Below are 24732 nucleotides of genomic sequence, written 5' to 3'. Positions count from 1 at the left end.
CGATTAATCTGCGCGATGTGACAACTTCGGTGTGCGCGCAGGCGGCGACGCCAGGCCGGCCAGCGCGGCATCCGTGCGCAGCACCGGATACAGGTTCAGGCGCTCATCCCACGAGGCATGGCGGCGGGCGAAGAACTCCAGGCGCGCGGCCGGGCTCCTGGCAAATGCCGGGTCGTCGGCCAGCTTCTGCTGGAACTGCGCCGCCAGCGCCGGATCGGCCGCCAGCTGCGCGCGGGCCACGTCTTCGGCCACGTATTCTTCCATGTATTCCTTGCGCTCGAAGGCCGTATTGAAACTGCCCCAGGCCAGCAGCGAATCGGGCGCGCGCGGCTCAAACAGCGCCACGACCAGACGCGCCTTGGCCTGGTTGACGGGCACGTACAACGCGCCCGCACCGACCAGGCGCTCCTCTTTCAGCCACTCGCCCTGCACGACCGCCGTCTGGCGGCCCTCGAACGACTGCGCGCCGAATTTCACCTGCGTGGCGCGGAAGGCTTCGACCGGCAGCTTGCCCGGCGCGGTGGCCAGCACCTGGTAGGACACGCCGTGCTGGCGCAGCTTGGCCGCCACCATCTGCGCCTGCGCGGCGGGCACCAGGTAGCCGCCCTTGGGCGCGGCCTGCTGCAGGTCGGGCACGATCTCGTCGCGCAGGGGCACGTTCCAGATCTGCGGCGTGGTCTCGTCGTAGCGCGTCATCAGCGCGCCCGACACCTCGGACGGCGTGCGCGTGTAGGCGTAGCCGCGAAATGCGATCATGCGGCTCTTGTCCGTGGTTTTATACGTGAGCGGCAAGGTCGTGCCGGCCAGCTGCGCGGCGCGCGCGTCCGCTTCGAGCGCCGTTTGCCGCCACTGCGCGCCATGCTGCGCCATCTGCGACAGCAGCGAGACGATGGTGTTGCGCGTGATGCGCACGCGGGTCGGATAGTCCTTCCACGAATGGGTTTCCACCAGCATGCCGAAGCGGTTGCGCAGCTGGAAATAGCCGTGCGAGAAGCGCGGGTTCGGCGCCGAATCGACAAAGCCCGATTGCGGATTGTCGTTCTCGGCAAACGAGATATAGAACGGCTTCGGGTCCGAGCCCTGCCTGGCCAGATCGGCCAGGACCTGGTCGCGCAAGGCCGTGCCGGCCACGCGCAGGGCAGCATCGCCCGCATGCACGGGTTCGACCTGGATCGAGATATCGGGTTCAAACTGGGCGCCATCGGTGACGTGCAGGTCGACATAGGCCAGCGGGTCCCAGGCGTTCACCAGCGCCAGCATGTGCTGCATCTCGGGCGTATCGGCCTTCATGTATTCGCGGTTCAGATTATAGTTTTGCGCCGTGCTGCGCCAGCCCATTTCCACGGGTCCGCGCTGGTTCGGACGGTTCCACCGGCCGAAGCGCTCATGCCCGTCAACGTTAAAGACGGGCACGAACAGCAGCACCTGTTTATCGAGCGCGCCGGGCGCCGCCTTGCCCTCCAATACTTCGCGCAAGGCCAGGAAACCCGCATCCTTGCCATCGATTTCGCCCGCATGGATGCCGCCCTGCACCAGCAGCACGGGCAGCTTGCGGCGCGCCGCCTCGGCCGGCGTCAGCGCGCCCGTATTCGAGACGGCCAGCGCCAGCATGGGGCGGTTCTCCGGCGTGCGGCCAAATTCCACGCAGCGCACTTGCTGCGGATAGCGCGCCTGGAACTGGCGGCACAAGACTTCCACTTCCGCGTAGCGGCCCGTATTCAAAAAGCCCGAGCGCTCGGCCACCGTGGTCAACGGCGAAGCGGCAGATACAGGGGCAGAAAACAGGGACAACAAGGCGGCGGACAGCAGGGCGTGGCGTAGCATGGGTCAAACTCCATCGAGAGAGGACAAGCGGGCAATTATAGAGTGGCGGTCAGGTAAAAACGCCGTGGCAAATAAAAAAGCCGGAACAGCGTCAGCTGCTCCGGCCTTGCTCTGGCAAGCGTGAATTACGAGCCAAAGTGGTAGTTGAATTCGACCCATCCCTGGCGGCCTTGCGGGCTGTAATTGCCGATCGGGTAGTACGGCCAGCCGTTGCTGGTGTCGCGCTTGATCTTGTCGAACACGTTGTTGACGATCAGCGACACGGTGGCGCGGTCGTTGATGCGGTAGACGGTGCTGATGTTGGCCAGCGCCGTCGGCGTCAGGTAACCCTTGCCGGCAGAGTCAGGCACCTTGCCGTAGCGGCTGACCAGCAAGGTATTCGACCAGTCGCCTGCGCCCCAGTTGACGCTCAGGTTCAGCTTGTCGGGCCAATCCCGGTTGGTCATCGATTTGGTTTCATCGGTCTCTGCGTCACCGGCAAATTGCTGCGATTTCTTGCTCAGCACCCGCGCGTAGTTGGCCTTGAAGGCAAAGCGGCCATAGTCCGTTGTGCGCAGCACATACTTCAGGCTGACGTCGACGCCGCTGCTGCTTTGCTTGGCCGCGTTGATCGGGTTGACGGTGATGGTCTTGATCTCGCCCGCCTTGTTCAAGGCGTTGGCCGCGTAACGCTCGATGCGGCCCACGGTATCGATGCAGGTCGGCGAGCCGATGTCGGCCTTGCCCAGGCGGCAATCGGATTCGTCGCGCAGCAGCTTGTCGGCGTCCAGGTTGGTCACCAGGTCGTCGATCTTGATGTTCCAATAGTCGACCGAGACGTCGAAATTGGCACTCGGCGACCAGACGGCGCCCACGCCGAAGGACTTGCCTTTTTCCGACTGCAGGTCGCGGCTGCCGTTCTGCACGTAATCGGCGCCCGGCGATTTATTCGCGTACTCGCAGCCGTCGATGGCCTGTCCGGCGGCGTCGCAACGGTAGTAGTCGGTGGTGCTCGCATAATAGCCTTTGCCGCGGGCCTGGTAGATGTAGTTCATGTCCGGCGCGCGGAAGCTGGTGGCGTAGTTGGCGCGGAACAGCAGGTCCGGCGCCGGGCGCAGTTCAAGCCCGCCGTTGTAGGTGAACTTGCCTTCCTTGCGTCCGGCAAAGCTGTAGCGGTCATAACGGCCAGCCACGGTAGCGGTCAGCTTCTCATGCAGCGGCACATTCAATTCCGCGCCCAGCGCGTAGCGCGAACGGGTGCCGGCCGTGGTGCCCGAACCGGTGGCGATATTGAAATAGCCCTGGTCGATGCGCGCATCGGGTTCGTTGCTGAAGCCCTGCTTGCTCACCTCGGCAATCGTGGCGATTTTCACCGTGCCGGCAGGCAGCTGGAACAGGTCGCCATTCGTGGCCAGGCTCAGGGTATTCGTCCAGGCCTTGTCACGGCTGTCGCTGTAGCCGGTGATGCTGTCGAATTCGGCAGCCGTCAGGCGGCGCGACAGGCGCGCCGCATCCGGCGCGTAAATGGCCACGCCCTTGGCATCCGTGCCCAGCTTGGGTCCCAGGAAGAAGCTGTCGATGTTCGACAACATGCGCGGCGTATGGCCTTCGCTCTTGTAGACGGAAGCGTTGTAGTTGGCTTCATACTGCCAGGCGGTGCCAGGAATACGGCCCTTGGCGCCCAGCGAGATGGCCGTGGCCAGGTCCTCCCAGCTGCGGTTGTAGCGCTGCACGCCGCCGATTTCCTCGGGCGAGATAAAGCGCGTCCACTCTTCGTAGGCGCCGCTGTTCTGGTTCAGGAAAGAGCCGCCGTTCAGCGATGCCGAGGTCCACGACGGGCCGCGTGTATTGTTGACGGTCTTGTTCTTGCCAAGCAGGAAATCGGCAAACAAGGTGGTGTCGGCATCGAACTCGTAATTGGCGCTGCCGAACACGTTCTGGCTGCTGTTCTTGGTCTGCGTGGTCCAGTAGGTCGGACGGGCTTTCGGGCTGGCGCAATAGCTGCCATTCTTCGCCTGGTACTTGACGACGCTGCCGCCGAACATGTCGCCGAACTGGTTGCAGGTGTCGCCCAGGTCGACATAGCTGCCGGACGTGCCGAAGGCCTGGGTGCGGCGCGAAGCAATCGTGGTCGGCACGCCGGAGCGGCTGGTCATGAAGTCGCGGTCCATGCTCCACAGCGGGTCGCGTTCACTCAGTTCCACGCTGAACAGGGTATGCAGCTTGTCGACATTGCCGCCGCCCGTCAGTTGCACGCGCTGGTTGCCGGCGCCGCCGCGCGAGGTGCCGCCAACCTTGACGTTGATGTCGAAGCCTTCCGCCTGTTTTTTCAGGATCACGTTGACCACGCCGGCAATCGCGTCGGAACCATAGATGGCCGAAGCGCCGCCGTTGAGGATCTCGATGCGCTCGACGATGCTAGCCGGGATGTTCGCCAGGTTGGTGAAGTTGACTGCGCCGTCATAGGCGATGGGGAAGTCGGCCAGGCGGCGGCCGTTCAGCAGGATCAAGGTGTGGTTCGGACCCAGGCCGCGCAGGCTGATGGTATTGGCCGACGGCGTGAAGGTGTTGCCGTAATCTTCGCCCTGCGTAAAGCCGCTGTTCTGCACCTGGCTGGTCAGCGCGTCAAAGACGTTCTTGTAGCCCTGCTTGGTGATTTCATCGCCGGTCAGGATGGTGACGGAAGACGGGCCTTCCAGGCTGGCGCGGGGAATGCGCGAACCGGTGACCACGACGGCTGGCGGGGTGGCCGCTGCCTGCTGATCCGCTGCGGGCGCTTGCGTTTGCGCGTGCGCCTGCCATGCGGTACCGCCCAGGATGGCCAGTACGCCAAGGCTGAGCGGGGTTAACTTGAACTGTTTCGACATCGTTGCGCTTCTCAAGGTGGGAGAAAAGCGGGAAGATAGCAAAATGCCAGTCATTCCAGAACGAATGGATTCATCTTTCTATATATCAAAATTGTTATATAGAAAGATTATTGAGCAGGAAAACGCCAGGCGCCACGGCAAGGCCATGGCAGAAGCATGCGCTTTAATGGCGAATGATGGCAATTTCCTTGTAGGCCGGGCGCAGCAGACGCGCCGCCGTGTCGGCCGGACCCGGCATCGAACTCAACAGCCTGGTCGCGCCCGTGGCCGGGATGCAGCTGCCGCTGCTGCGGTAGCGCAGCGCCGCCGCCAGCATGCCTTCGGCCGGATCGCCCAGCTGGTGCTGATAATCATCCGTCACGTCGCAGGTCGGCGCCATGCCGTCGGCAAAGTCGCCAAAGCCCTTGGCGTTGACGCCCTGGAACTGCACGGCGAAATACGTGGTGCCGCAATTCGGTGTCGGGTAAAAACCGTAGGGCTTGCCGCACGTCGTGCCGCCGATCACATTCACTTGCACATCGACGCCGCGCAAGCCGTTGATGATGGCTTCGCTGGCCGAGCAGGTATTGCCCGTGGTCAGCAAGGTCACCCGCGTCAGCCCCAGCGAGGGCAAGGGCGTTCCCTTGGGCAGGGGATTCGGGCCGGGAAAACCCTGGCTTTGCGCATGGAATGGCACGGGCGCTTTCGGCCGGGTCTTGTCATTGAAGAGCACCTGCTCGAAGGTCTTGCCGGTGGTCACTTGCGGGCCGGCAATCATGTAAGCGAGTTCGCTGGCGACATCCAGATAGCCGCCGCCGTTGTAGCGCACGTCGAGCACCAGGTCGCTGATGCCGGCCGCCTGGAAGCGGCGCATGGTCTCGACCAGCTGACGCTCGGCGACATTATTGTGGGTATTGAAGGTCAGATAGCCCACCTTGCCCGTGGGCGTGTCGATGATGCGCTCGTTCTGCACGGCGCTCGTATTGACTTCCACCGCCTGCAGGCGCGCGGAAATGGGCGTCCCGTTGCGGCTGAACGCCAGCGTGTGCGTGCCCTGCGCTTGCGGGAACAAGCCATCGTTGACGATCTTCACGCTGGCAGCGTCGGGAGCATTGACGAAATCGACGCCATCGACGGTTTGCAGCTCGTCGCCGCGCCGCAAGCCCGCCAGTGCCGCCGGCGAGCCAGGCTCGACGATCGTGACCACGGCCTTGCGCGGCGGCATGGTGCGCGTCAGCGCCAGCAGCATGCCGTAGCCCAGTTCGATGCCATTCTGCGCATTATCCCACTCTGCCGTTGAATACGTGAAATGGAACTGGTCCTTGGGCTTGCCGGACGCCGTCGTGGCCGTTGTTTTCAGCACGTCAAAGTACGCCTTGGCCGTGGCAAAGCTTTGCGGCAGATACGTGGTCGGCACTTCGCGGTACCACAGATACGTTTCATCGATCCAGCTGCGCACCCACGTCTGCTCATCGAGCAAGGTGCCCGGCTTGTCGATGCTGCTGCCGCTGCGCGGTGCCTCGCAGCGGTTCGCGACCGTCGAGGACGCGACCAACGCCGTCGGGCCCACCGGCGTCAAGGGCGGGACGACGGGCGCGCTATCGCTGCCGCCTCCTCCGCCGCAAGCACTCAACAACAATACGAGAGGAACGGCCAGGGATGAGAGGCGCAGGGAATGCATGACAAACTTTCTGAAAAGAAATTATCTAAAAATTATAATGCGTTTTGCCAGCAGACGTTGTTTTCTTTGATACAAAAAAATGGCGCCCGCAGGCGCCATTGCTACCACGTCAGACTCAAACCATCACGCCACGGTGGCTGCCACGGGCGCTGCCACGACGGGCGGCAGCGGCGTCGGCGCGTTGAAGGCGATCAGCAAACTGGCTTCCTTCTCTTTCGCCGCCTTCAAATGACGCTCCTTCACGTGGCCATAGCCGCGGATGTCTTCCGGGATGCTGGCAATGGCCACGGCTTGCGCCAGCTTGGCCGTCGTCAGTTTCGGCAGCAAGCTACCCACCGTCGCGCGATATTCAAGAATCAGCGCGCGCTCCGTCTTGCGCTCGGCCGTATGGCCGAACACGTCGAAGGCCGTGCCGCGCAAGCCTTTCATTTTGGCCAGCACGCCGAAAGCCTTCAGCATCCACGGGCCATATTCCTTCTTGATCAAATGACCCTGCGCATCCGTTTTCGCCATGATAGGCGGCGCCAGGTGGAACTTGAGCTTGATGTCGCCTTCGAACATGGCGGCGATCTTCGCCTGGAAGGCGCCGTCCGTGTACAGGCGCGCCACTTCATACTCGTCCTTGTAGGCCATCAGCTTGTAGAAGTAGCGGGCCACGGCTTCCGTCAGGCGCAAGTGCGGGCCATTCAGGGCGCTTTCGGCCGCGCGCACCTGGCTGATGAAGTCCAGGTACTGCTGCGCATACGCGCGATCCTGGTAGGCCGTCAGCAGGGCGACCCGCTTTTCGATGATGTCGTCGAGCGTGTCGATGCGCTTGAATTCCACCACCTTGGCGGGCGTTGTCATGCGCACCAGGCTGGCCGCGTCATGCGCACCGGCGCGGCCCCAGTTGAAGGCGGCCTTGTTGAACGCCACCGAGACGTTGTTCAGGTCGATGGCCTTCATGATGGCCGCTTCGCTCAATGGCACTTTGCCCTTTTGCCAGGCATAGCCCAGCATGAACATGTTCGTCGCGATCGAGTCGCCCATCAGCGCCGTGGCGATCTGGCCCGCGTCGATGAAGTCCACATGGTCGCTGCCGCAGGCCTTTTCGATTTCCATACGCGCGGACGCACCGGGGAATTGCCAGTCCGGGTTTTTCACGAAGGCGGCCGTCGATGAGCTGGTCGAGTTGATCATGGCCCAGCTACGCCCTTCGCCCATGCGCGACAGCGCGTCACGGCTGGCCGTGACGATCAGGTCACAGCCGATGACGAGATCAGCCGCGCCGGTGCCGACGCGCGTCGAGTGGATATCTTGCTGGCGATCCGCCAGGCGCACGTGCGACATCACGGGGCCGCCCTTTTGCGCCAGGCCGCTCATGTCGAGCACGGAACAGCCCTTGCCTTCCACGTGCGCCGCCATGGCCAGGATCTGGCCGACGGTGACGACGCCCGTGCCGCCGATGCCGGTGACCAGGATGCCGAACGGCTCGGCCGTCGAAGGAATGCTTGGCGTCGGCAAGGCCGGCGCGGCTGGTGCGTCCTTGTCGGCGGCAGCGGCTTTCTTCGGCTTTTTCAAGCCGCCGCCTTCCACCGTGACAAAACTTGGGCAAAAGCCCGTCGTGCACGAGAAATCCTTGTTGCAGGACGACTGGTTGATCTGGCGCTTGCGCCCCAGTTCCGTTTCCAGCGGTTCCACCGACAGGCAGTTCGATTGCACGGAGCAGTCGCCGCAGCCTTCGCAGACGGCTTCGTTGATGACGGCGCGCTTGGCCGGGTCCGGGTATTCATTGCGTTTGCGGCGGCGGCGTTTTTCCGACGCGCAGGTCTGGTCGTAGATCATGGCCGACACGCCGGGCATGTCGCGCAGTTCACGCTGCACGTCCATCAGTTCCGAACGGTGGCGCACGGTCACGCCTTCGGCCCAGGCGTAATCGGACGGGTATTTTTCCGGCTCGTCGGTGACGACGATGATGGGACCGACGCCTTCGGCGGCGATCTGGCGAGAGATAATCGCCGGCGATAGCGGACCGTCGAATTCCTGGCCGCCCGTCATGGCTACCGCATCGTTGAACAGGATTTTGTAGGTGATGTTCACCTTGGCCGAGACGGCGGCGCGGATGGCCAGGATGCCCGAGTGGAAATACGTGCCGTCGCCAAGGTTGGTAAACACGTGCTTTTCATTCGTGAACGGCGCCTGCCCCACCCAGGTGACGCCTTCGGCGCCCATGTGGGTAAAAGTCGACGTTTCGCGGTCCATCCACAGCACCATGTAGTGGCAGCCGATGCCGGCCAGCGCGCGCGAGCCTTCCGGCACTTTCGTGGAACTGTTGTGCGGGCAGCCGGAGCAGAAGAACGGCGTGCGGTCTTTCTGCGGATCGGGTTTCACGCTGATGGCCTTGAGGACGTTTTCCTTCGCTTCCAGGTAGGCGATGCGTTCCTTCACGCGCTGCTCGACCGGGTGGCCCGCGTAGTAGCGCGAAATGCGGCTGGCAATCGCGCGGGCGATCATGGCCGGGTTCAGTTCATACGTGGCCGGCAGCAGCCAGTCGCCGTGACCGGTGCCCTTCTGGTTGCTCCATTCGCCCGTGTCGTCGAACTTGCCGACCACGCGCGGACGCTCGCCATCCTTGAGGTTGTAGAGTTCTTCCTTCAGCGCGTATTCGAGGATTTGCCGCTTTTCTTCCACCACGAGGATCTCGTCGAGACCCTTGGCAAATTCATGCACGCCGTCCGCTTCCAGCGGCCAGGTCATGCCGATCTTGTACAGGCGGATGCCGATGTCGGACGCCGTCTGCTCGTCGATGCCCAGGTCGGCCAGCGCCTGGCGCGTGTCCAGGTAAGACTTGCCGGCCGTGATGATGCCGATGCGCGCCTTCGGGCTGTCCCAGATAATTTTATTGAGCTTGTTGGCACGCGCATACGCCAGCGCCGCATACCATTTGTAGCTATTCATGCGTACTTCTTGTTCCAGCACGGTGTCGGGCCAGCGGATGTTCAGGCCGCCGGCGGGCAGCTCGAAGTCGGTCGGCAACACGATCTGCACGCGGTCCGGGTCGAAATCGACGGCGGCGCCCGACTCGATGATGTCGGTCACGCATTTCATCGACACCCACAAGCCCGTGTAGCGGCTCATGGCCCACGCATGCAAGCCGTAATCGATGTATTCCTGCACCGACGACGGATACAGCACGGGAATGCCGCAGGCGTTCAGGATATGGTCGGACTGGTGCGCCGTGGACGAGGATTTCGCCGCATGGTCATCGCCGGCCAGCACCAGCACGCCGCCATGCTTGGCGGAACCGGCATTATTGGCGTGCTTGAACACGTCGCCGCAGCGGTCGACGCCGGGACCCTTGCCGTACCACATGCCGAACACGCCGTCGTATTTCGCGTCTTCGAACAGATTCGTCTGCTGCGTGCCCCACACCGCCGTGGCGGCCAGGTCTTCGTTCAGGCCCGGATGGAATTTGACGTGGTGTTCATCGAGATATTTTTTTGCCTTGATGGCCGTCATGTCGACCGACGTCACGGGCGAACCGCGATAACCGGTGATGTAGCCGGCCGTGTTCAGGCCAGCCTTCAGGTCGCGCTCGCGCTGCAGCATGGGCAGGCGGATCAGCGCCTGCGTGCCCGTCATGAAGGCGCGGCCACGCTCCAAGGTGTATTTGTCGTTCAGGGAAATTTCGGACGCGTGCGCGCCCGGCTCAAGACTCGAGCCCTTGATAGCTGCATTCATTACTTGTCTCCATTATTCTCTGTGCTACGCGTGCAAAGTCGGTTGAACTCACACGTACCGGCCGCGCTTTGTGAGCATGCCGGTGCGGAAAAATGACTTGTTTGTCGTAGACTACCACAGGAAGGCGCGCAGTTCTTTTGCTGCACTGCACTCTTGGGCGGGTGCTTTTTTGTTACTTTTACTCATCTTAACGGAAGGCTGGGGTCAGACCCGACGGGTCTGACCCCGGTGCTTATCCTGCCGTCAATACGCCGCGCTTGATCTGGTCCAGCTCGATCGATTCGAACAGGGCGCGGAAGTTGCCTTCGCCGAAGCCCTGGTCGCCCTTGCGCTGGATGATCTCGAAGAAGATCGGGCCGATCACCGTCTGCGTGAAGATTTGCAGCAGCAGTTCGCGTTCCGTTTCCGTGCTGTGGCCGTCGATCAGGATGCGCAGGCGGCGCAGTTCTTCCAGCTGCTCGCCATGGTTCGGCAGGCGGCGGTTGACCAGCTCATAGTACGTTTCAATCGTGTCCTGGAAATCGATACCCGTGTCGCGCATGCCTTGCACGGAGCCATAGATATCATCGGTACCCAGCGCGATATGCTGGATGCCTTCGCCATGGTACTGGTCCAGGTATTCGGCGATCTGCGACTTGTCGTCCGACGATTCATTGATCGGGATGCGGATCTTGCCGCAGGGCGAAGTCATGGCCTTCGACTTCAGACCCGTATGCTTGCCTTCGATGTCGAAGTAGCGCACTTCGCGGAAGTTGAACAGGCTTTCATAGAAGCTCGCCCATTCCTTCATGCGGCCACGGTGTACATTGTGCGTCAGGTGGTCGATATACGTCAGGCCATGGCCGACCGGGTTGGCGACGGCGCCGGGAATGGCGACGAAATCGACGTCATAGATGCTGATGTCGCCGATGCCGCCCGGTGCAGCGGCGCCTTCCTTGTCGGCGCCCTTGCCGCGCCAGCGGTCGACGAAGTACAGCAGCGAATCGCCCACGCCCTTGATGGCGGGGATATTCAGTTCCATCGGACCGGTTTTATTGTCGAAACCCCAGGCGCCCAGTTCCAGCGCGCGGCGGTAGACGAAAGCGGCGTCGTCGACGCGGATGGCGATGGCGCACACGGACGGGCCGTGATGGCGGGCAAAACGCTGCGCGAACGAATCTTGTTCGGCATTGATGATGAAATTGATGTCGCCCTGACGGTACAGGGTCACATCTTTGTGGCGGTGGCGCGCGATGGCCGTGAATCCCATGTTCTCGAACAGCTTGCCCAATGCTTTTGGGTCTGGTGCTGCATACTCGACGAACTCGAAACCATCGGTACCCATCGGGTTATCCCAAGGCTGAAATTGCATGATGTCTCCTCCAAGAAGTAGCGCACAGTATAGGCGTGGGTCACGGGCATTAAATGCCAAAGATCTCCCGAACAATCATGATTTGCGCAATAATATTGCGTGAAACGAGAACCACCGGAGGGAGCATGAGCAAAATTACGCTGGATAAAACGGACCGCAAGATCCTTGCCGTCCTGCAGGCCGATGGCCGCCTGTCGAATCAGGATGTGGCCGAACAGGTCAGCCTGTCGCCGTCGCCATGCTTGCGCCGCGTCAAACGGCTGGAAGAAGCGGGCGTGATCCGCCAGTACGTAGCCCTGCTGGACCCGGAAAAGATCGGTCTGGGCTTGCTCGCCTACGTCAACGTGCGGCTGGAAAAGCACAGCGACGCCACCGCGCACAGCACGGCAAGAGTGCTGGCGCCGAATCTGGTGACGACTACCTCGCCGCGCGCCGACTTCGCCGTGGCCGTCGCGCATTGGCCGGAAGTGGTGGCCTGCTATGCGATGACGGGCGAAATGGATTATCTGTTGCGCGTGCACGTGGAAGACATGGAGCACTTTTCGCGCTTCATGATGGCGACCCTGCTGCGCCACCCGGCCGTGCTGGACGTCAAATCGAGCTTTGCCTTGCAGCGCATCAAGGATACGACGGCCCTGCCCTTATTGTGACGACGGTGACGACGGTGACGGCGGTGACGGCGGTCCGGGCTTCTTCTTGCGCCCCGGCAAGCGATCCCACAGTTTGAACGCGGCGCGCGCGTTGGCCTTGAACGTGTAGTCGAACATGGCGAACTGTTCCTGCACGGCTTCCTGCAGCATGCTGCTCGGGTTCGGCGGCAACAGTTTCAAATAAGCATCCGCTTCGCCATAGTCGCGCTGGATTTCCATGCCCGCTTTCTTGGCGATATGCATCATCGTCTTGTTGGACGACAAGCAATGCATGTACAGGGTATCGACATCGTTGTTGCGGCAGTGTATTGCCGCCCGCTCGAACAGTTTTGAACCGACGCCCATGCCGCGCATGGATTTCGACACGGACACGCCAAACTCGGCCACCTGCTCCTTGTCCGTGACGATACTTTTCGCCGGCGACGTGTCCTTCGGCGCGAACGCCAGATGCCCCACGCCCACCAGCTTGAACAGGCTGTTGTAGACGCCGTAGATCATGTCCCGCGAGAAATCCATCTTTTGCACATACTGGGCCACGAGTTCATCGGGCAAGGCGCTGCCGAAGCGCAGCAGGCGGTCGCTTTTCTCCAGAGAAAGAAAATGCTTCATCATGCGGCGCCGGTCGCGCTCGTGCAATTGCTTGACGAGCACGCTCGGACGCCCGCCGCCGCTACGGCTGAGCCAGCGGCGAAACGGATTCTGGAACAATTTGGGCAGGGTCATGGCAGCTCCGTGCTGCTGATCGCGTTCGTGACGGCCTCCACGCGCGCCGCATGGATGACGGCCGGAATGCGTTTCGGTTCCTGTGCGCAAGCTTGTGCCAGCGCGCCCGCATCCACGCCGCGCACGGCCGCCAGCATGGCTTGCAGCCAGGCGGACTGTGGAAATACCGGATCCTGGGCATGCACGTCGCAGGCGATGGCGTCCAGCATCTGCACGAAGCGCTGCGGCTTGCGCAAACCGTCGCAGCGTTCACACAAACTGACGATAGCTTCGGCGCTCAGCGCCAGCGCGCCGTTGATATTGTCCAGCTCGCGCGCCGCCATGACGGCCAGTTCGCGGCACTCGTTGGGCACGCGCAGGCGCTCGCTCAGCTGTTCGATGGCATCCTTGCTCACATGCAGCATCAAGACGGCAAAGCGCACGGGCAAGTCCAGGCCTTGCGCGGCCGCATGGTCGATGACCTGCAGCAAATGCTCGCTCAACTGGATTTCTCCCATGATGCGCGCCAGCGCGCCGCACTCGTGCAGCACCGTCAGCATGCGCGACGGCCGCGCTTCCATCAAGCCTTTCGCCACTTCCTGCCACACGCGCTCGGCCACCAGGGCGTCGACTTCGCCGTCCTGCACCATTTGACGCATGAGGACCATGGTGGCAGGCGCCACCGTAAAAGTATGAAAACGGGCGGCAAAGCGGGCCAGGCGCAAGATGCGCACGGGGTCTTCGCCGAACGCATCGGAGACGTGGCGGAAGATTTTGTTCTCGATATCCTGAATGCCGCCGAACGGGTCGGTCAGGCTACCGTCCTCGGCCTGGGCGATGGCGTTGATGGTCAGATCGCGCCGCACCAGGTCGTCTTCCAGGGTGACGTCGGGCGCCGTGTGGAAGACAAAGCCCCGATAGCCGGGGGCCGTCTTGCGTTCCGTGCGGGCCAGCGCGTATTCTTCCTGCGTCTTCGGGTGCAGGAAGACAGGAAAATCCTTGCCGACGGGGCGAAAACCCTGGCGCAGCATGTCCTCGGGCGTGGCGCCCACGACGACGTGGTCGTGGTCTTTCACGGGCAAGCCCAGCAGTTGGTCGCGCACCGCGCCACCGACCGTGTAAATCTTCATGGTAACTTTTCTTTAATCGGGTAATTCCGCGTCATGCTTGGCAGCGACTTCCGTCTCCGCCAGCGCTTCCGTGATCCAGCGCGCCACGGCCGGGTGCGCCTGCACGCGCTCGCAATACGCGTTCAGCGCCGGCGCCAGACTCACGCCATACGTGCGGAAACGCATGACGACGGGGGCAAAATACGCATCGGCGATGGAAAACTCGCCAAACAGGAATTGGTGGTGGCCAAAGCGCGATAAACACTCTTCCCAGATTTCACTGATGCGGCCGATGTCCGCCTGCGCGGCGGCCGTGCGGCCACGGCCCGGCAACTTGGCCTTGATATTCATCGACATATCCGTGCGCAAGCCCGTGAAGCCCGAGTGCATTTCCGCGCAGACACAACGCGCCATGGCGCGCGCGGCCACGTCTTGCGGCCACAGGTGTTTATCGGGAAACTGCTCGGCCAGGTATTCGCAGATGGCCAGGCTGTCCCAGATCGTGATCTCGCCCGCCAGCAGCACGGGGACCCGGCCGCAAGCCGAATACTCGGCGATTTTGGTGGCCGTGTCCTGCTGGTCGAGCAGCACGCGCACTTCCTGGAATGGGATGCCAAACGCCGTCATGGCCACCCACGGGCGCATCGACCACGACGAATAATTCTTGTTGCCGATGATGAGAGTCAGGCCCGGCTCGCGCGCGGCGGCCAGGGTTTGCGTCAGGCTGGGATCAAGGATGGTCGTTTGCATGGTCGGGTATCTTTAGTTGGATGAGGGCAAGTCCGCCGCGATGGCGCTGTTTTTCGGCCCCACGGTACCCAAGCGCGCCTTCAGCGATTGCGGGCGCTTCTCGAACAGGGCCGCGTAATACGTGGCGTTGGCCATCACGTTTTTCACGTAGCCGCGCGTTTCCGTGTACGGAATGATCTCGGCAAAGACGGCGCCTTCCAGCGGTCGCGTCATGGTGGCGCGCCAGATGCGCAAGCGTCCCGGCCCCGCATTGTAGGCGGCGCTGGCCAGCACTTGCGAACCGTCGAGGCCGCCAAGCACCATGTTCAGGTAATTCGTGCCCAGCAAGACGTTGGTGCGCACGTCGCTCAAGGTTTCCGTGACGAAATCCGTCAAACCGATCTTCTTGGCGACATAGCGGGCCGTCGACGGCATCACCTGCATCAGGCCGGACGCGCCCACGTGCGACTGCGCATCCATGATGAAGCGCGATTCCTGGCGGATCAAGCCATACACCCAGGCTTTGTCCAGGCCCAGGGTTTGCGTGGCCGGATGCATGACGTCGTCGTGCGGCGTCGGATAGCGCTGCGTATAGTCCACTTCCAGGCGCGTGCGGTCGGACGTGTTGACCATGCGGTCGAGCACATTGTTCTGGCGCGCAAATTCCGCGGCCGCCAGATGCTGGCGGTCCGTCATCGAACGCAATTCCCAGTTCCACTCGCGCGTGCCTTCAAAGCGCAAGCGCATGTTGAAAAATTTCAAGGCGCGCTGCAAGCCCGGATTGGCAGCCATGGCGGCGATTTCCGCCGGTGTGACGGGCTGGCCCGGCGGCGGCAACACCAGGTGGTTGCCCAGTTCCTCATTGGCCAGCAAGCCATAGAAATTCGACTGCTCACTGATCGTGCGGTACAGGGCGTCCGCCTGCGCGTTCGGGCGGCCCGGCGTTTCCGCCTGCTGCGCGCGCGCCAGCCAGTACACCCAGGTGGGGTCCGTGCGCAAGGACGCAGGCATGGTCTGGATGGACGACTTCACCACAGGCCAGTTGCCTTCGCGCAAGGCGATACGCGTTTTCCACTGCATCTGCTCCTGGGTCAACGGTGCGCCATTGGTTTTTTGCCAATATTCAAATGCTTCCGGCGCCAGCGAGTACGACGCCTGCAAGGCCAGGCTGGCCCAGCCAATGGCCTGTTCCTGCGGCGTCAGTTGCGCGCTGGCCTTTTGCAGGGCCACCACCCCCAGTTTCAGGGTGCTTTTCGCCATGCGGCCGACGGCCACCAAATACATCTCGTGGTCGGCGCGACTTAGACCCGCGCCCTTGGCCAGCACCAGCGCCGGCAAGTCGATCGCTTGCGCCATCTTCGCGTCGGACGCGCCCAGCAGCAGTGCGATGCGGCGCGCCGGGCCCGTGGCGTTGGTCTGGCCCGCCAGGCGGATCTGCGCCCACAGGTCGTTCGTGTCGAACTGGCCATTTTGCGCCAATGCCGCGATCAGGCTGCCGCACGCTTCACCATAGCCGGGAGGAGACACCAGCAGGTTGCGCGCCTCGGCCGCCACGTTCTGGCCCTTGGCGGCGCGCGACATCAGCGCATAGCACTTGAGCTGGGTATCGTCGTCGAGGGCAAATTGCGGATATTGCTCGTCGAACACGACCCAGTCGCGCTTGCGGCCCAGTTCCAGCAGCCAGTCGTTGCGGAAACGGTCGGCGATGGCGCTGCCCTTGTAGCGGTTCAGGTAATCGCGAAATTGCGCCTCGGTCAGCAGTTTGATGCGCGGTTTCAGCCGATAATAGTCAACATACGATGGAATCTGGTAATTCGTCAGGCGCCCCGCATAAAAGTCGGCTTTTTCGGCGTCATCCTTGCGCGCGGCGTCGCGCAGCAGCAGGAAGGCATCGTCCTCGCTGCGCGTGTCGGGGGCGGCTGGGGATACGGTGGTGGAAACCTGGGCCAGGGCGGCCAGGGGAGACAAGGCCGATGCAACACACAGCATCGTGCCGGCAATCCATTTCAGTGGGGAAATCAATGTACGACTCTCAATCTTAACTTGATGGTGATATGAATAGCGACCCTAGAATAACATGCGATCCGGCTACACGGCCACCCATTGCGCCACAGGACAAAGCCGGCTTGCGCAAGGCCTTGCTGGCGGCCCGCCGCGCCCTGCCCGAGGCCACGCGCGCCGGGTGGGATGCGGCCATCGCGCAGCGCCTGCTGGACTGGTGCGCACAGGAAAACGTCAAGGAACTGGGCGTGTACTGGCCCCTGCATGGCGAGCCGGACTTGCACGGCGCCTATGCGCAGCTGGCCGCGCGCGGCGTGCAATTGAGTTTGCCCGTGGTGCTGGAAAAGCACGCGCCGCTGGCATTCAGCCACTGGACACCGGGCGAGCCCATGGTGAAAGATGGCATGGGCGTGGCCGTGCCGGCCCAGCTGCGCCTGCGCCCGGCGTCCGCCACCCTGCTGGTGCCCTGCCTGGGTTTTAATGGGGAACGTTTTCGGCTCGGCTATGGCGGCGGCTATTACGACCGTACTCTTGCTGTCACGCCGCGTCCGCGCACCCTGGGCATCGCCTATGCCTGCCTCGCGGCCAGCTTTCCGAACGGCGAATACGACATCGCCCTCGATTACGTCGTAACCGAGGGCGATCTGCTCTGACGCATCAGATGGGAGTTACTTGACCAGGCGCTGCCACAGTGCGGTCGTGGGCGCCGCCTGGTTCATGCTATAGAAATGCAAGCCTGGCGCGCCGCCGTCCAGCAGGCGTTCGCACAAGCCCGTCACCACATCCAGGCCAAAGGCCTTGATGGACGCGCTGTCGTCGCCGAAGCTGGCCAGTTTCAGACGCACCCAGCGAGGAATTTCCGCGCCGCACATGTCCGAAAAGCGCATCAGCTGCGTGTAGTTCGTGATCGGCATGATGCCGGCCACGATGGGCACGTTGATGCCCAGCTTCTGCGTCTGCTCGACAAACTGGAAATACGCGTCGGCATTGTAGAAGTACTGGGTGATGGCCGCATCGGCGCCAGCCTGCACCTTGCGCGCGAACGCCTGCAGGTCGTCCTGCGGCGAACGGGCTTGCGGGTGCACTTCCGGATAAGCGGCCACTTCGATATGGAAATGGTCGCCCGTCTCGGCGCGGATGAATTCCACCAGCTCGTTGGCGTAACGGAACTCGCCCGAAGCGCCATAGCCGCTGGGCAAATCGCCGCGCAAGGCGACGATACGCTGCACGCCCGCTGCCTTGAAGTCGGCCAGCACGGCGCGGATCGATGCGCGCGAACCGCCCACGCAAGACAGATGGGGCGCGGCTTGTTCGCCGGCCGCCAGGATTTCGCGCACGGTATCCAGCGTGCCCTGCTGCGTGGTGCCGCCGGCGCCAAAGGTCACCGAGAAATACTTCGGATGCAGTTCAGACAATTTGACACGCGTGGCGCGCAGCTTTTCCGCCCCTTCCGGGGTTTTCGGCGGGAAAAACTCAATACTGAAATTATGCTTTTCCATCGTCATTACTCAAAAGTAAGGTCGACAGGGCCCAGGAAATGATGCTGTACAAAATGGCACCACCGACGGCGGACCAGAAACTGGCGACATGGAAGCCATCGATCACCTGCGCTACCAGCCAGAACAGGAAGCCGTTGATGATCAGAATGAACAGGCCCAGCGACAAAAACGTCACGGGCAGGGTCAGCAAGATCAGCAATGGACGGATCAGCGCATTGACCAGCCCCAGCACGGCAGCGGCCAGCAGCGCCGTCCAGCCGCTGCTCATCGTCACTGAGTGCATCAGGTAGGGGACGGCAAACAGGGCTGCCGCATTGATAAACCAAATCAGTAGCAAGCGCATTTCTCTAGCCTGTCAAAAGTAGGGTCAGGCCGGCGGCAGGCGCCGGCCCTCAGAGGGTGAGTTACAGCCCCGGACTACCGATTAATAACGGTAGTGCTCTGGCTTATAAGGGCCTTCTTGACGCACGCCAATGTAGTCGGCTTGCTCTTGCGTCAGTTCCGTCAGCTGCGCATTCAACTTTTTGAGTTGCAAACGGGCGACTTTTTCGTCCAGGTGTTTTGGCAAGGTGTACACGCCGACCGGGTAGTTGGCCGTGTTCGCGTACAGCTCGATCTGGGCGATCGTCTGGTTGGCGAACGACGAGCTCATCACGTACGACGGGTGGCCCGTGCCGCAACCGAGGTTGACCAAACGGCCTTCGGCCAGCAGGATGATGCGGCGGCCCGACGGGAAGATGATGTGGTCGACTTGCGGCTTGATGTTTTCCCACTCGTATTGCTTCAACGAAGCAACGTCGATTTCATTGTCGAAGTGACCAATGTTGCAGACGATTGCCTGGTCTTTCATGCGCGTCAGGTGATCGTGCGTGAGGATGTGATAGTTGCCCGTGCAGGTGACAAAGATGTCGCCGTGTTCGCACGCGTAATCCATGGTCACCACGCGGTAGCCTTCCATCGCCGCCTGCAGTGCGCAGATCGGATCGACTTCCGTCACCCATACTTGCGCCGACAGGGCGCGCATGGCCTGGGCCGAACCCTTGCCGACGTCACCGTAACCGGCGATGACGGCCACTTTACCGGCGATCATCACGTCGGTGGCGCGCTTGATGCCATCGACCAGGGACTCGCGGCAGCCATACAGGTTGTCGAATTTCGATTTCGTGACGGAATCGTTGACGTTGATCGCAGGGAAAGCCAGCTTGCCTTCCTTGTGCATCTGGTACAAACGGTGCACGCCGGTCGTCGTTTCTTCCGTCACGCCGAGGATTTCCGGCAGACGCTTCGAATACCAGGTCGGGTCGGCCAACAAGTGTTTCTTGATCGAGTTGAACATGCAGATTTCTTCTTCCGAACCGGGGTTCGCCAGCACCGACAGGTCGGTTTCCGCGCGCACGCCCAGGTGCAGCAGCAGAGTGGCGTCGCCGCCATCGTCGAGGATCATGTTCGAGTAGACAGCCTTGCCATCCGCGTCCGGCCATTCGAAGATGCGGTGCGTGTATTCCCAGTAGTCGTCCAGCGACTCGCCCTTGATGGCGAACACAGGCGTGCCGGCGGCAGCGATGGCGGCGGCGGCGTGGTCTTGCGTCGAATAAATGTTGCACGATGCCCAACGCACTTGCGCGCCCAGTGCTTCCAGGGTCTGGATCAGCACGGCGGTCTGGATGGTCATGTGGATGGAACCGGTGATGCGCGCGCCTTTCAGGGGCTGCGCTGCCGCGAATTCTTCGCGGATGGCCATCAGGCCAGGCATTTCCGTTTCAGCAATCTTGATTTCTTTGTCGCCCCATGCGGCCAAGCTGATATCGGCGATGGTGTAGTCGTGTTGCGATTTGAGTACGGCGTTCATCACGCCCTCCTTTCAGTTGAAAAAGGTACGTGAGCGCAGTTGCAGGATATTCCGAGCCTGGCGAATTTCTTCGTCGCAACGCTCCTCGGACAGTGCATCATAACATTGGCCATGCGCCGGCGGCAACCATTAGTCAAGCGGGCCGGCGCCCTATGGTTTCTGCGGCGGCCAGTTCTTGCCCTGGCTGATACAGCTGGCGCGTGCGTCGGCATCGAGGCGCCGCGCGATCTCATCGGCCAGGTCGCGCAGGATGGGTATCATGTCCTTATCGGCCTTGCTGCCGTCGGTCGGGTAATTCGCGGCGCGCATGGCCCATTTGCAGGTGAGCACGGGATCGGGCTTGATATTCGCGCGCCAGGCATCGGGATCCGTGGCGAGAAAACCACTGTCCGCATAGATGGTGAGCACATGCAAGGCCTGGCGTGCCGACATTTGCCCCATCAACTCGGTAAGTTCGGGCCGCATCTGCACCGGCGTGGCCAGCGAGCCCTCGGGAAAAATAAATTTGCCGCCCGCCGCCAGCATCAGCACGGCATGGCCATCGCCCCCCTCCGCCTTGTCCAGCCATTGCCCCACCGTCAGCGTGGCCGGCGCCGGTGCCGCCAAGGCAGCGGACAGGCCCAATGTGGCAAACAGAGCAACAAACAAGGAAGATGCGCGCAACAAGGTCATGGAATTCCCCAATTGGTTTATTTGCAATGAATTGTAGCGTATCCCTACGGCAACGCCGTTCCGTACGCACTGTCGCGTGCGCCCATGAAAAAAGCGCCCGCGGCCAGTCGGCCGGGGCGCTTTTCTTGCAAGTCTGACTAGATTACTTCAGGCCGGCAGCGTCGCGCAGCAGGGCGACCTTGTCCGTGCGTTCCCACGTGAATTCCGGCTCTTCGCGGCCGAAATGGCCGTAGGCGGCGCTCTTCTGGTAGATCGGGCGCAGCAGGTCGAGCATTTGCACGATGCCTTTTGGACGCAAATCGAAGTGCGCCAGCACCAGCTTGGCGATTTCCGCGTCGGGAATCACGCCCGTGCCTTCCGTGTAGACGGTGATGTTGATCGGTTTGGCCACGCCGATAGCGTAGCTGACCTGCACCTGGCATTGGCGCGCCAGGCCGGCCGCGACGATGTTTTTCGCCACGTAACGGGCCGCGTAGGCTGCCGAACGGTCGACTTTCGATGGGTCCTTGCCCGAAAACGCGCCGCCGCCGTGCGGGGCTGCGCCACCGTAGGTGTCGACGATGATCTTGCGGCCGGTCAAGCCGCAATCGCCTTGCGGACCGCCGATGACGAAACGGCCCGTCGGATTGACGAGGAATTTCGTGTCGGTCAGCCATTCGCGCGGCAGGATCGGCTTGATGATTTCTTCGATGACGGCTTCTTCGATTTGCTTGTGCGAAATTTCCGGCGCATGCTGGGTCGACAGCACGACCGTGTGCACGCCGACGGGGCGGCCATCGACGTAGCGCAGGGTCACTTGCGATTTCGCATCCGGACGCAGCCATGGCAAGCGGCCATCCTTGCGCAGCTGCGACTGGCGCTCGACCAGGCGGTGCGCGTAGTGGATGGCGGCAGGCATCAGCTCGGCCGTTTCATCGCAGGCGTAGCCGAACATCAGGCCCTGATCGCCAGCGCCTTGATCCAGGTCAATCCCCGCACCTTCATCGACGCCTTGCGCGATGTCGGGCGACTGCTTGTCGTAAGCCACCAGTACGGCGCAACCCTTGTAGTCGATGCCGTATTCCGTGTTGTCGTAACCGATGCGTTTGATGGTTTCGCGCGCAACTTGAATATAATCCACATTGGCGTAAGTGGTAATCTCGCCAGCCAGCACCACCAGACCCGTGTTGCACAGGGTTTCGGCAGCCACGCGGGCGGTCGGATCCTGGGCCAGGATGGCGTCAAGGATGGCGTCGGAAATTTGATCGGCAACCTTGTCGGGATGGCCTTCCGAGACGGATTCGGAAGTGAAGAGATAGTCGTTTGACATTGCAAGCTCCTGTTTACTATGTGAATGTTCTGTCGCAGTAAAGAGGATTTGCCTGCGACGCTTTAGCGATATTTATATTCCGCTTCGCAAGTTGTCTATTAACTCAGCGGTTACTGCATACGTGGTATTTTACGCTTCTTAAAAAATTTTGGCACAGCAACACGCCATTCCTGGAAACAGCTTATTCATGTTAGTCCCAATTTTCCGCTTTTTATCCCTCTTTCCCCTGCCCGTCCTGCATGGCCTTGGCGCTGCGCTCGGCTGGGTGATTTACGCCATTTCACCGTCCTACCGGCGCCGCATGCGCGAGAACATGCAGGGTGCGGGGTTTTCGCAACACTTGCACACGGCCGTGGCCGAAGCGGGCAAGAGCGTGCTGGAATTGCCCTTCATCTGGTGCGCGCCGCCCGAGCGCGTGGCGCGCCATGCCACGGTGGAAAACTGGGAACTGGTGGAAAAAGCGTTGCAACACGGCCGCGGCATCGTCTTCCTGACGCCGCACCTGGGCTGCTTTGAAATCGTCGCCCAGCAAATCGCCCTGCGCACGCCGCTCACCGTGATGTACCGCCCGCCCAAACGCGCCGCCCTGAAACCGCTGATCGAGGGCGCGCGCGCGCGCGAAAACCTGATGCTGGCGCCGGCCAATATGTCGGGCGTGCGCATCTTTGCAAAATGCCTGAAAAAAGGCCAGCCCATCGGCCTGCTGCCGGACCAGGTGCCGCAAGAGGGCGAAGGCGTGTGGGCCGATTTCTTCGGCCGCCCCGCCTATACCATGACCCTGCCGGCCAAGTTGGCGCAGATGGGCGGCGCCGAAGTCATCATCACCTACGCCGAACGCCTGCCGGGCGGGCGCGGCTATATCGTGCATTTCGTGCCGTTTACCGAATCGCTGGACAGCACTTCGGCCGAGCAGGCGCGCACCATCAACGCGGCCATGGAACAACTGATCGCGCGCAGCCCGGCGCAATACCTGTGGAGCTACAACCGCTACAAGGTGCCGCGCGGCGCACCGCCGCCCACGCCTGCCTCGCCGGACGCAGCCGGGGAGCAGCCATGAGACTGCTGATCGGCTTCATGTGGCTGCTGCACTGGTTGCCCCTGCCCATCCTGGGCCGCTTCGGCGTCGGCGTCGGCAGCGTGTTGTTCCTTGTCATGCGCAAGCGGCGCGACATCGCGCTGACGAACTTGCGCCTGTGCATGCCGCAATTGTCGGAACAGCAGCGCGTGGCCCTGGCGCGCCAGCATTTCCAGGCGTATTCGCGCAGCGTGTGGGAGCGCAGCATCCTGTGGTGGTCGTCGGAAGAGCGCCTGAACCGCCTGATCAAGAAAGTGCCCGCCTTTCCGGGCCAGCAGATCGCGGCCAAGCCCACGATTTTGCTGTGCCCGCACTTCGTCTGCCTCGACGTGGCCGGCGCCGCCACGGCGATGGAAATTTCCGCTTCATCGATGTATGTGCAGCAAAAGAACGCCGCCTTCGACCAGGCCCTGCGCGCCGGCCGCTCGCGCTTCAAGCCGCCCAAGCTGTTTACGCGCCAGGACGGCATCAAGACGATACTGCGCGCGCTGCGCGACGGCTTGCCGTATTTCATGCTGCCGGACATGGATTTCGGCGAAAAAGATGCGGAATTCGTGCCCTTCTTCGGCGTGCCCGCCGCCACCCTGACGGCCACGGCGCGCCTGGCGCTGGCCGCCCGCGCGCAAGTGATTCCCGTCATCGCCACCTTCCTGCCCAACTACCAGGGCTGGAAGGTGACGTATTACCCGGCGTGGGATGATTATCCGGGCGACGACATCACGGCCGCCACGCGCCGCATGAACGCATTCATCGAAGAGCGCGTGCGCGAAGCGCCGGCCGAGTATTTCTGGACGCATAAACGCTTCAAGACGCGTCCGGCAGGCGAAGCGTCGTTCTATAACCAGCACAAGTGATACGGCAAAACATGAAACTGCAATTTACCAAGATGCATGGCGCCGGCAATGACTTCATCGTCATCGATGCCATCAACCAGGATATCGACTTCACGCCGGCCCAGTGGCAGCGCCTGGCCGACCGCCGTTTCGGCATCGGCGCCGACCAGATCCTGGTGGTGGAAAAGCCGCGCTTGCCCGGCTGCGACTTCCGCTACCGTATCTATAACAACGATGGCGGCGAAGTCGAGCAATGCGGCAACGGCGCGCGCGCCTTCGTCAAGTTCGTCAGCGAAAAAGGCTTATCCGACAAGGCGAGCATCCGCGTGGAAACCATGGCCGGCGTCATCGCGCCGCGCCTGGAGCTTGACGGCAGCATCACGGTCGACATGGGCGCGCCCGTGCTGGAACCGGCACTGGTGCCGTTCGATGCGGCTGGCCTCGCCGGTGTAGCGCAAGGCAGCGACACCTTGTGGCCGCTGGACCTGGCGCTGCCGGGCCACAGCACCCCCGTGCTGGTGTCCGTCGTCTCGATGGGCAACCCGCATGCCGTGCAAGTGGTCGACGATGTCGACGCGCAAGACCTGGAAACGTCGGGCCCGCTGATCGAGCACCATCCGCGCTTTCCCCGCCGGGTCAACGCCGGCTACCTGCAGATCGTCGACCGCCATCACGTGAAACTGCGCGTGTATGAACGGGGCGCGGGCGAAACCCTGGCGTGCGGCACGGGCGCCTGCGCCGCTGCCGTGGCCGGCATCCGTCGCGGCTTGCTCGATTCCCCGGTGCGCATCAGCGCGCGCGGCGGCGAACTGTCGATCGCCTGGCAAGGCCCGGGCCAGCCTGTCCTGATGACGGGCCCGGCCGTGACCGTGTTCGAAGGCACGATCGAGCTGTAAGAAATGA

At 62.4% G+C, this 24732-nt stretch carries 19 protein-coding genes and 1 riboswitch; of the genes, 5 read left to right on the top strand and 14 right to left on the bottom strand.

The genetic code is table 11. The annotated features are described in order from the left end of the window. Positions 1-3: 3 nt before the first annotated feature. The 5 genes from CLU91_RS18040 to hppD all read right to left on the bottom strand — a co-directional run bounded on the left by CLU91_RS18040 (position 4) and on the right by hppD (position 11401). A complete protein-coding gene (locus CLU91_RS18040; RefSeq protein WP_100875262.1) occupies positions 4-1824 on the bottom strand; it encodes a M14 family metallopeptidase in 1821 nt (606 codons plus the stop codon). A 125-nt stretch (positions 1825-1949) separates the two neighbouring features. Next, entirely contained in the window at positions 1950-4670 is a 2721-nt protein-coding gene (locus CLU91_RS18035) for a TonB-dependent receptor plug domain-containing protein (RefSeq protein ID WP_100875261.1), read from the bottom strand. Between the two features lie 163 nt (positions 4671-4833). After that, positions 4834-6330 (bottom strand): S41 family peptidase, encoded by a 1497-nt coding sequence (locus tag CLU91_RS18030; protein ID WP_100875260.1) that lies wholly within the window; start codon positions 6328-6330, stop codon positions 4834-4836. Between the two features lie 123 nt (positions 6331-6453). After that, positions 6454-10050, bottom strand: coding sequence for an indolepyruvate ferredoxin oxidoreductase family protein (locus CLU91_RS18025; RefSeq protein ID WP_100875259.1), 3597 nt, complete (start codon positions 10048-10050; stop codon positions 6454-6456). Positions 10051-10282: 232 nt separating this feature from the next. Continuing rightward, positions 10283-11401 (bottom strand): 4-hydroxyphenylpyruvate dioxygenase, encoded by a 1119-nt coding sequence (hppD, locus tag CLU91_RS18020; RefSeq protein ID WP_100875258.1) that lies wholly within the window; start codon positions 11399-11401, stop codon positions 10283-10285. 125 nt (positions 11402-11526) lie between these two features. Here hppD and CLU91_RS18015 point away from each other — a divergent pair, with 125 nt between their 5' ends. Beyond that, positions 11527-12051 (top strand): Lrp/AsnC family transcriptional regulator, encoded by a 525-nt coding sequence (locus CLU91_RS18015; protein ID WP_099760971.1) that lies wholly within the window; start codon positions 11527-11529, stop codon positions 12049-12051. On the opposite strand, the gene CLU91_RS18010 is transcribed toward CLU91_RS18015, so the two are convergent. The 4 genes from CLU91_RS18010 to CLU91_RS17995 are packed head-to-tail and all read right to left on the bottom strand — an operon-like array spanning position 12043 to position 16580. Beyond that, positions 12043-12774 (bottom strand): GNAT family N-acetyltransferase, encoded by a 732-nt coding sequence (locus CLU91_RS18010; RefSeq protein ID WP_100875257.1) that lies wholly within the window; start codon positions 12772-12774, stop codon positions 12043-12045. The two genes, CLU91_RS18015 and CLU91_RS18010, sit on opposite strands and share 9 nt — an antisense overlap. Beyond that, positions 12771-13883 carry a multifunctional CCA tRNA nucleotidyl transferase/2'3'-cyclic phosphodiesterase/2'nucleotidase/phosphatase gene (locus CLU91_RS18005; RefSeq protein WP_100875256.1) on the bottom strand — a complete coding sequence of 371 codons (1113 nt, stop codon included), beginning with the start codon at positions 13881-13883 and terminating at the stop codon, positions 12771-12773. The genes CLU91_RS18010 and CLU91_RS18005 overlap by 4 nt, the downstream gene beginning before the upstream one ends. A 12-nt stretch (positions 13884-13895) precedes the next feature. Next, the gene (locus CLU91_RS18000; RefSeq protein ID WP_100875255.1) at positions 13896-14612 is read right to left on the bottom strand and encodes a glutathione S-transferase family protein; all 717 of its coding nucleotides are present in this window, start codon (positions 14610-14612) and stop codon (positions 13896-13898) included. 12 nt (positions 14613-14624) lie between these two features. Continuing rightward, complete coding sequence (locus CLU91_RS17995) at positions 14625-16580, bottom strand: lytic transglycosylase domain-containing protein (RefSeq protein ID WP_232730791.1); 1956 nt, start codon at positions 16578-16580, stop codon at positions 14625-14627. A gap of 137 nt (positions 16581-16717) precedes the next feature. On the opposite strand from CLU91_RS17995, the gene CLU91_RS17990 reads away from it, so the two are divergent. Further along, positions 16718-17245, top strand: coding sequence for a 5-formyltetrahydrofolate cyclo-ligase (locus CLU91_RS17990; protein ID WP_100875253.1), 528 nt, complete (start codon positions 16718-16720; stop codon positions 17243-17245). A 15-nt stretch (positions 17246-17260) separates the two neighbouring features. On the opposite strand, the gene metF is transcribed toward CLU91_RS17990, so the two are convergent. From metF to metK, 5 genes are all read right to left on the bottom strand, one after another. Then, a complete protein-coding gene (gene metF, locus CLU91_RS17985) occupies positions 17261-18091 on the bottom strand; it encodes a methylenetetrahydrofolate reductase [NAD(P)H] (RefSeq protein WP_100875252.1) in 831 nt (276 codons plus the stop codon). Next, entirely contained in the window at positions 18078-18434 is a 357-nt protein-coding gene (locus CLU91_RS17980; RefSeq protein WP_034783534.1) for a phage holin family protein, read from the bottom strand. Before CLU91_RS17980 ends, metF begins: the two co-directional genes overlap by 14 nt. Before the next feature lie 81 nt (positions 18435-18515). Further along, a complete protein-coding gene (ahcY, locus tag CLU91_RS17975) occupies positions 18516-19940 on the bottom strand; it encodes an adenosylhomocysteinase (protein ID WP_100875251.1) in 1425 nt (474 codons plus the stop codon). 24 nt (positions 19941-19964) lie between these two features. Further along, positions 19965-20033, bottom strand: a riboswitch (S-adenosyl-L-homocysteine riboswitch). 57 nt (positions 20034-20090) lie between these two features. Next, complete coding sequence (locus CLU91_RS17970) at positions 20091-20612, bottom strand: hypothetical protein (protein ID WP_100875250.1); 522 nt, start codon at positions 20610-20612, stop codon at positions 20091-20093. Positions 20613-20754: 142 nt separating this feature from the next. Further along, positions 20755-21921, bottom strand: a complete 1167-nt coding sequence (gene metK, locus CLU91_RS17965) for a methionine adenosyltransferase (RefSeq protein WP_100875249.1) — start codon at positions 21919-21921, stop codon at positions 20755-20757. 187 nt (positions 21922-22108) lie between these two features. Between metK and CLU91_RS17960 the strand changes: the two genes are divergently transcribed. The 3 genes from CLU91_RS17960 to dapF are packed head-to-tail and all read left to right on the top strand — an operon-like array spanning position 22109 to position 24725. Continuing rightward, entirely contained in the window at positions 22109-22978 is an 870-nt protein-coding gene (locus CLU91_RS17960; RefSeq protein WP_100875248.1) for a lysophospholipid acyltransferase family protein, read from the top strand. Beyond that, complete coding sequence (locus CLU91_RS17955; RefSeq protein ID WP_100875247.1) at positions 22975-23850, top strand: LpxL/LpxP family acyltransferase; 876 nt, start codon at positions 22975-22977, stop codon at positions 23848-23850. Before CLU91_RS17960 ends, CLU91_RS17955 begins: the two co-directional genes overlap by 4 nt. Before the next feature lie 11 nt (positions 23851-23861). Next, entirely contained in the window at positions 23862-24725 is an 864-nt protein-coding gene (gene dapF, locus CLU91_RS17950; RefSeq protein ID WP_100875246.1) for a diaminopimelate epimerase, read from the top strand. Positions 24726-24732 lie beyond the last annotated feature (7 nt).

This window comes from Janthinobacterium sp. 64, from assembly GCF_002813325.1.
Taxonomy (GTDB): Bacteria; Pseudomonadota; Gammaproteobacteria; order Burkholderiales; family Burkholderiaceae_D; genus Janthinobacterium.
Note: the sequence above shows the minus strand (reverse complement) of the source record. Positions and strands in the feature narration are given on the sequence as shown.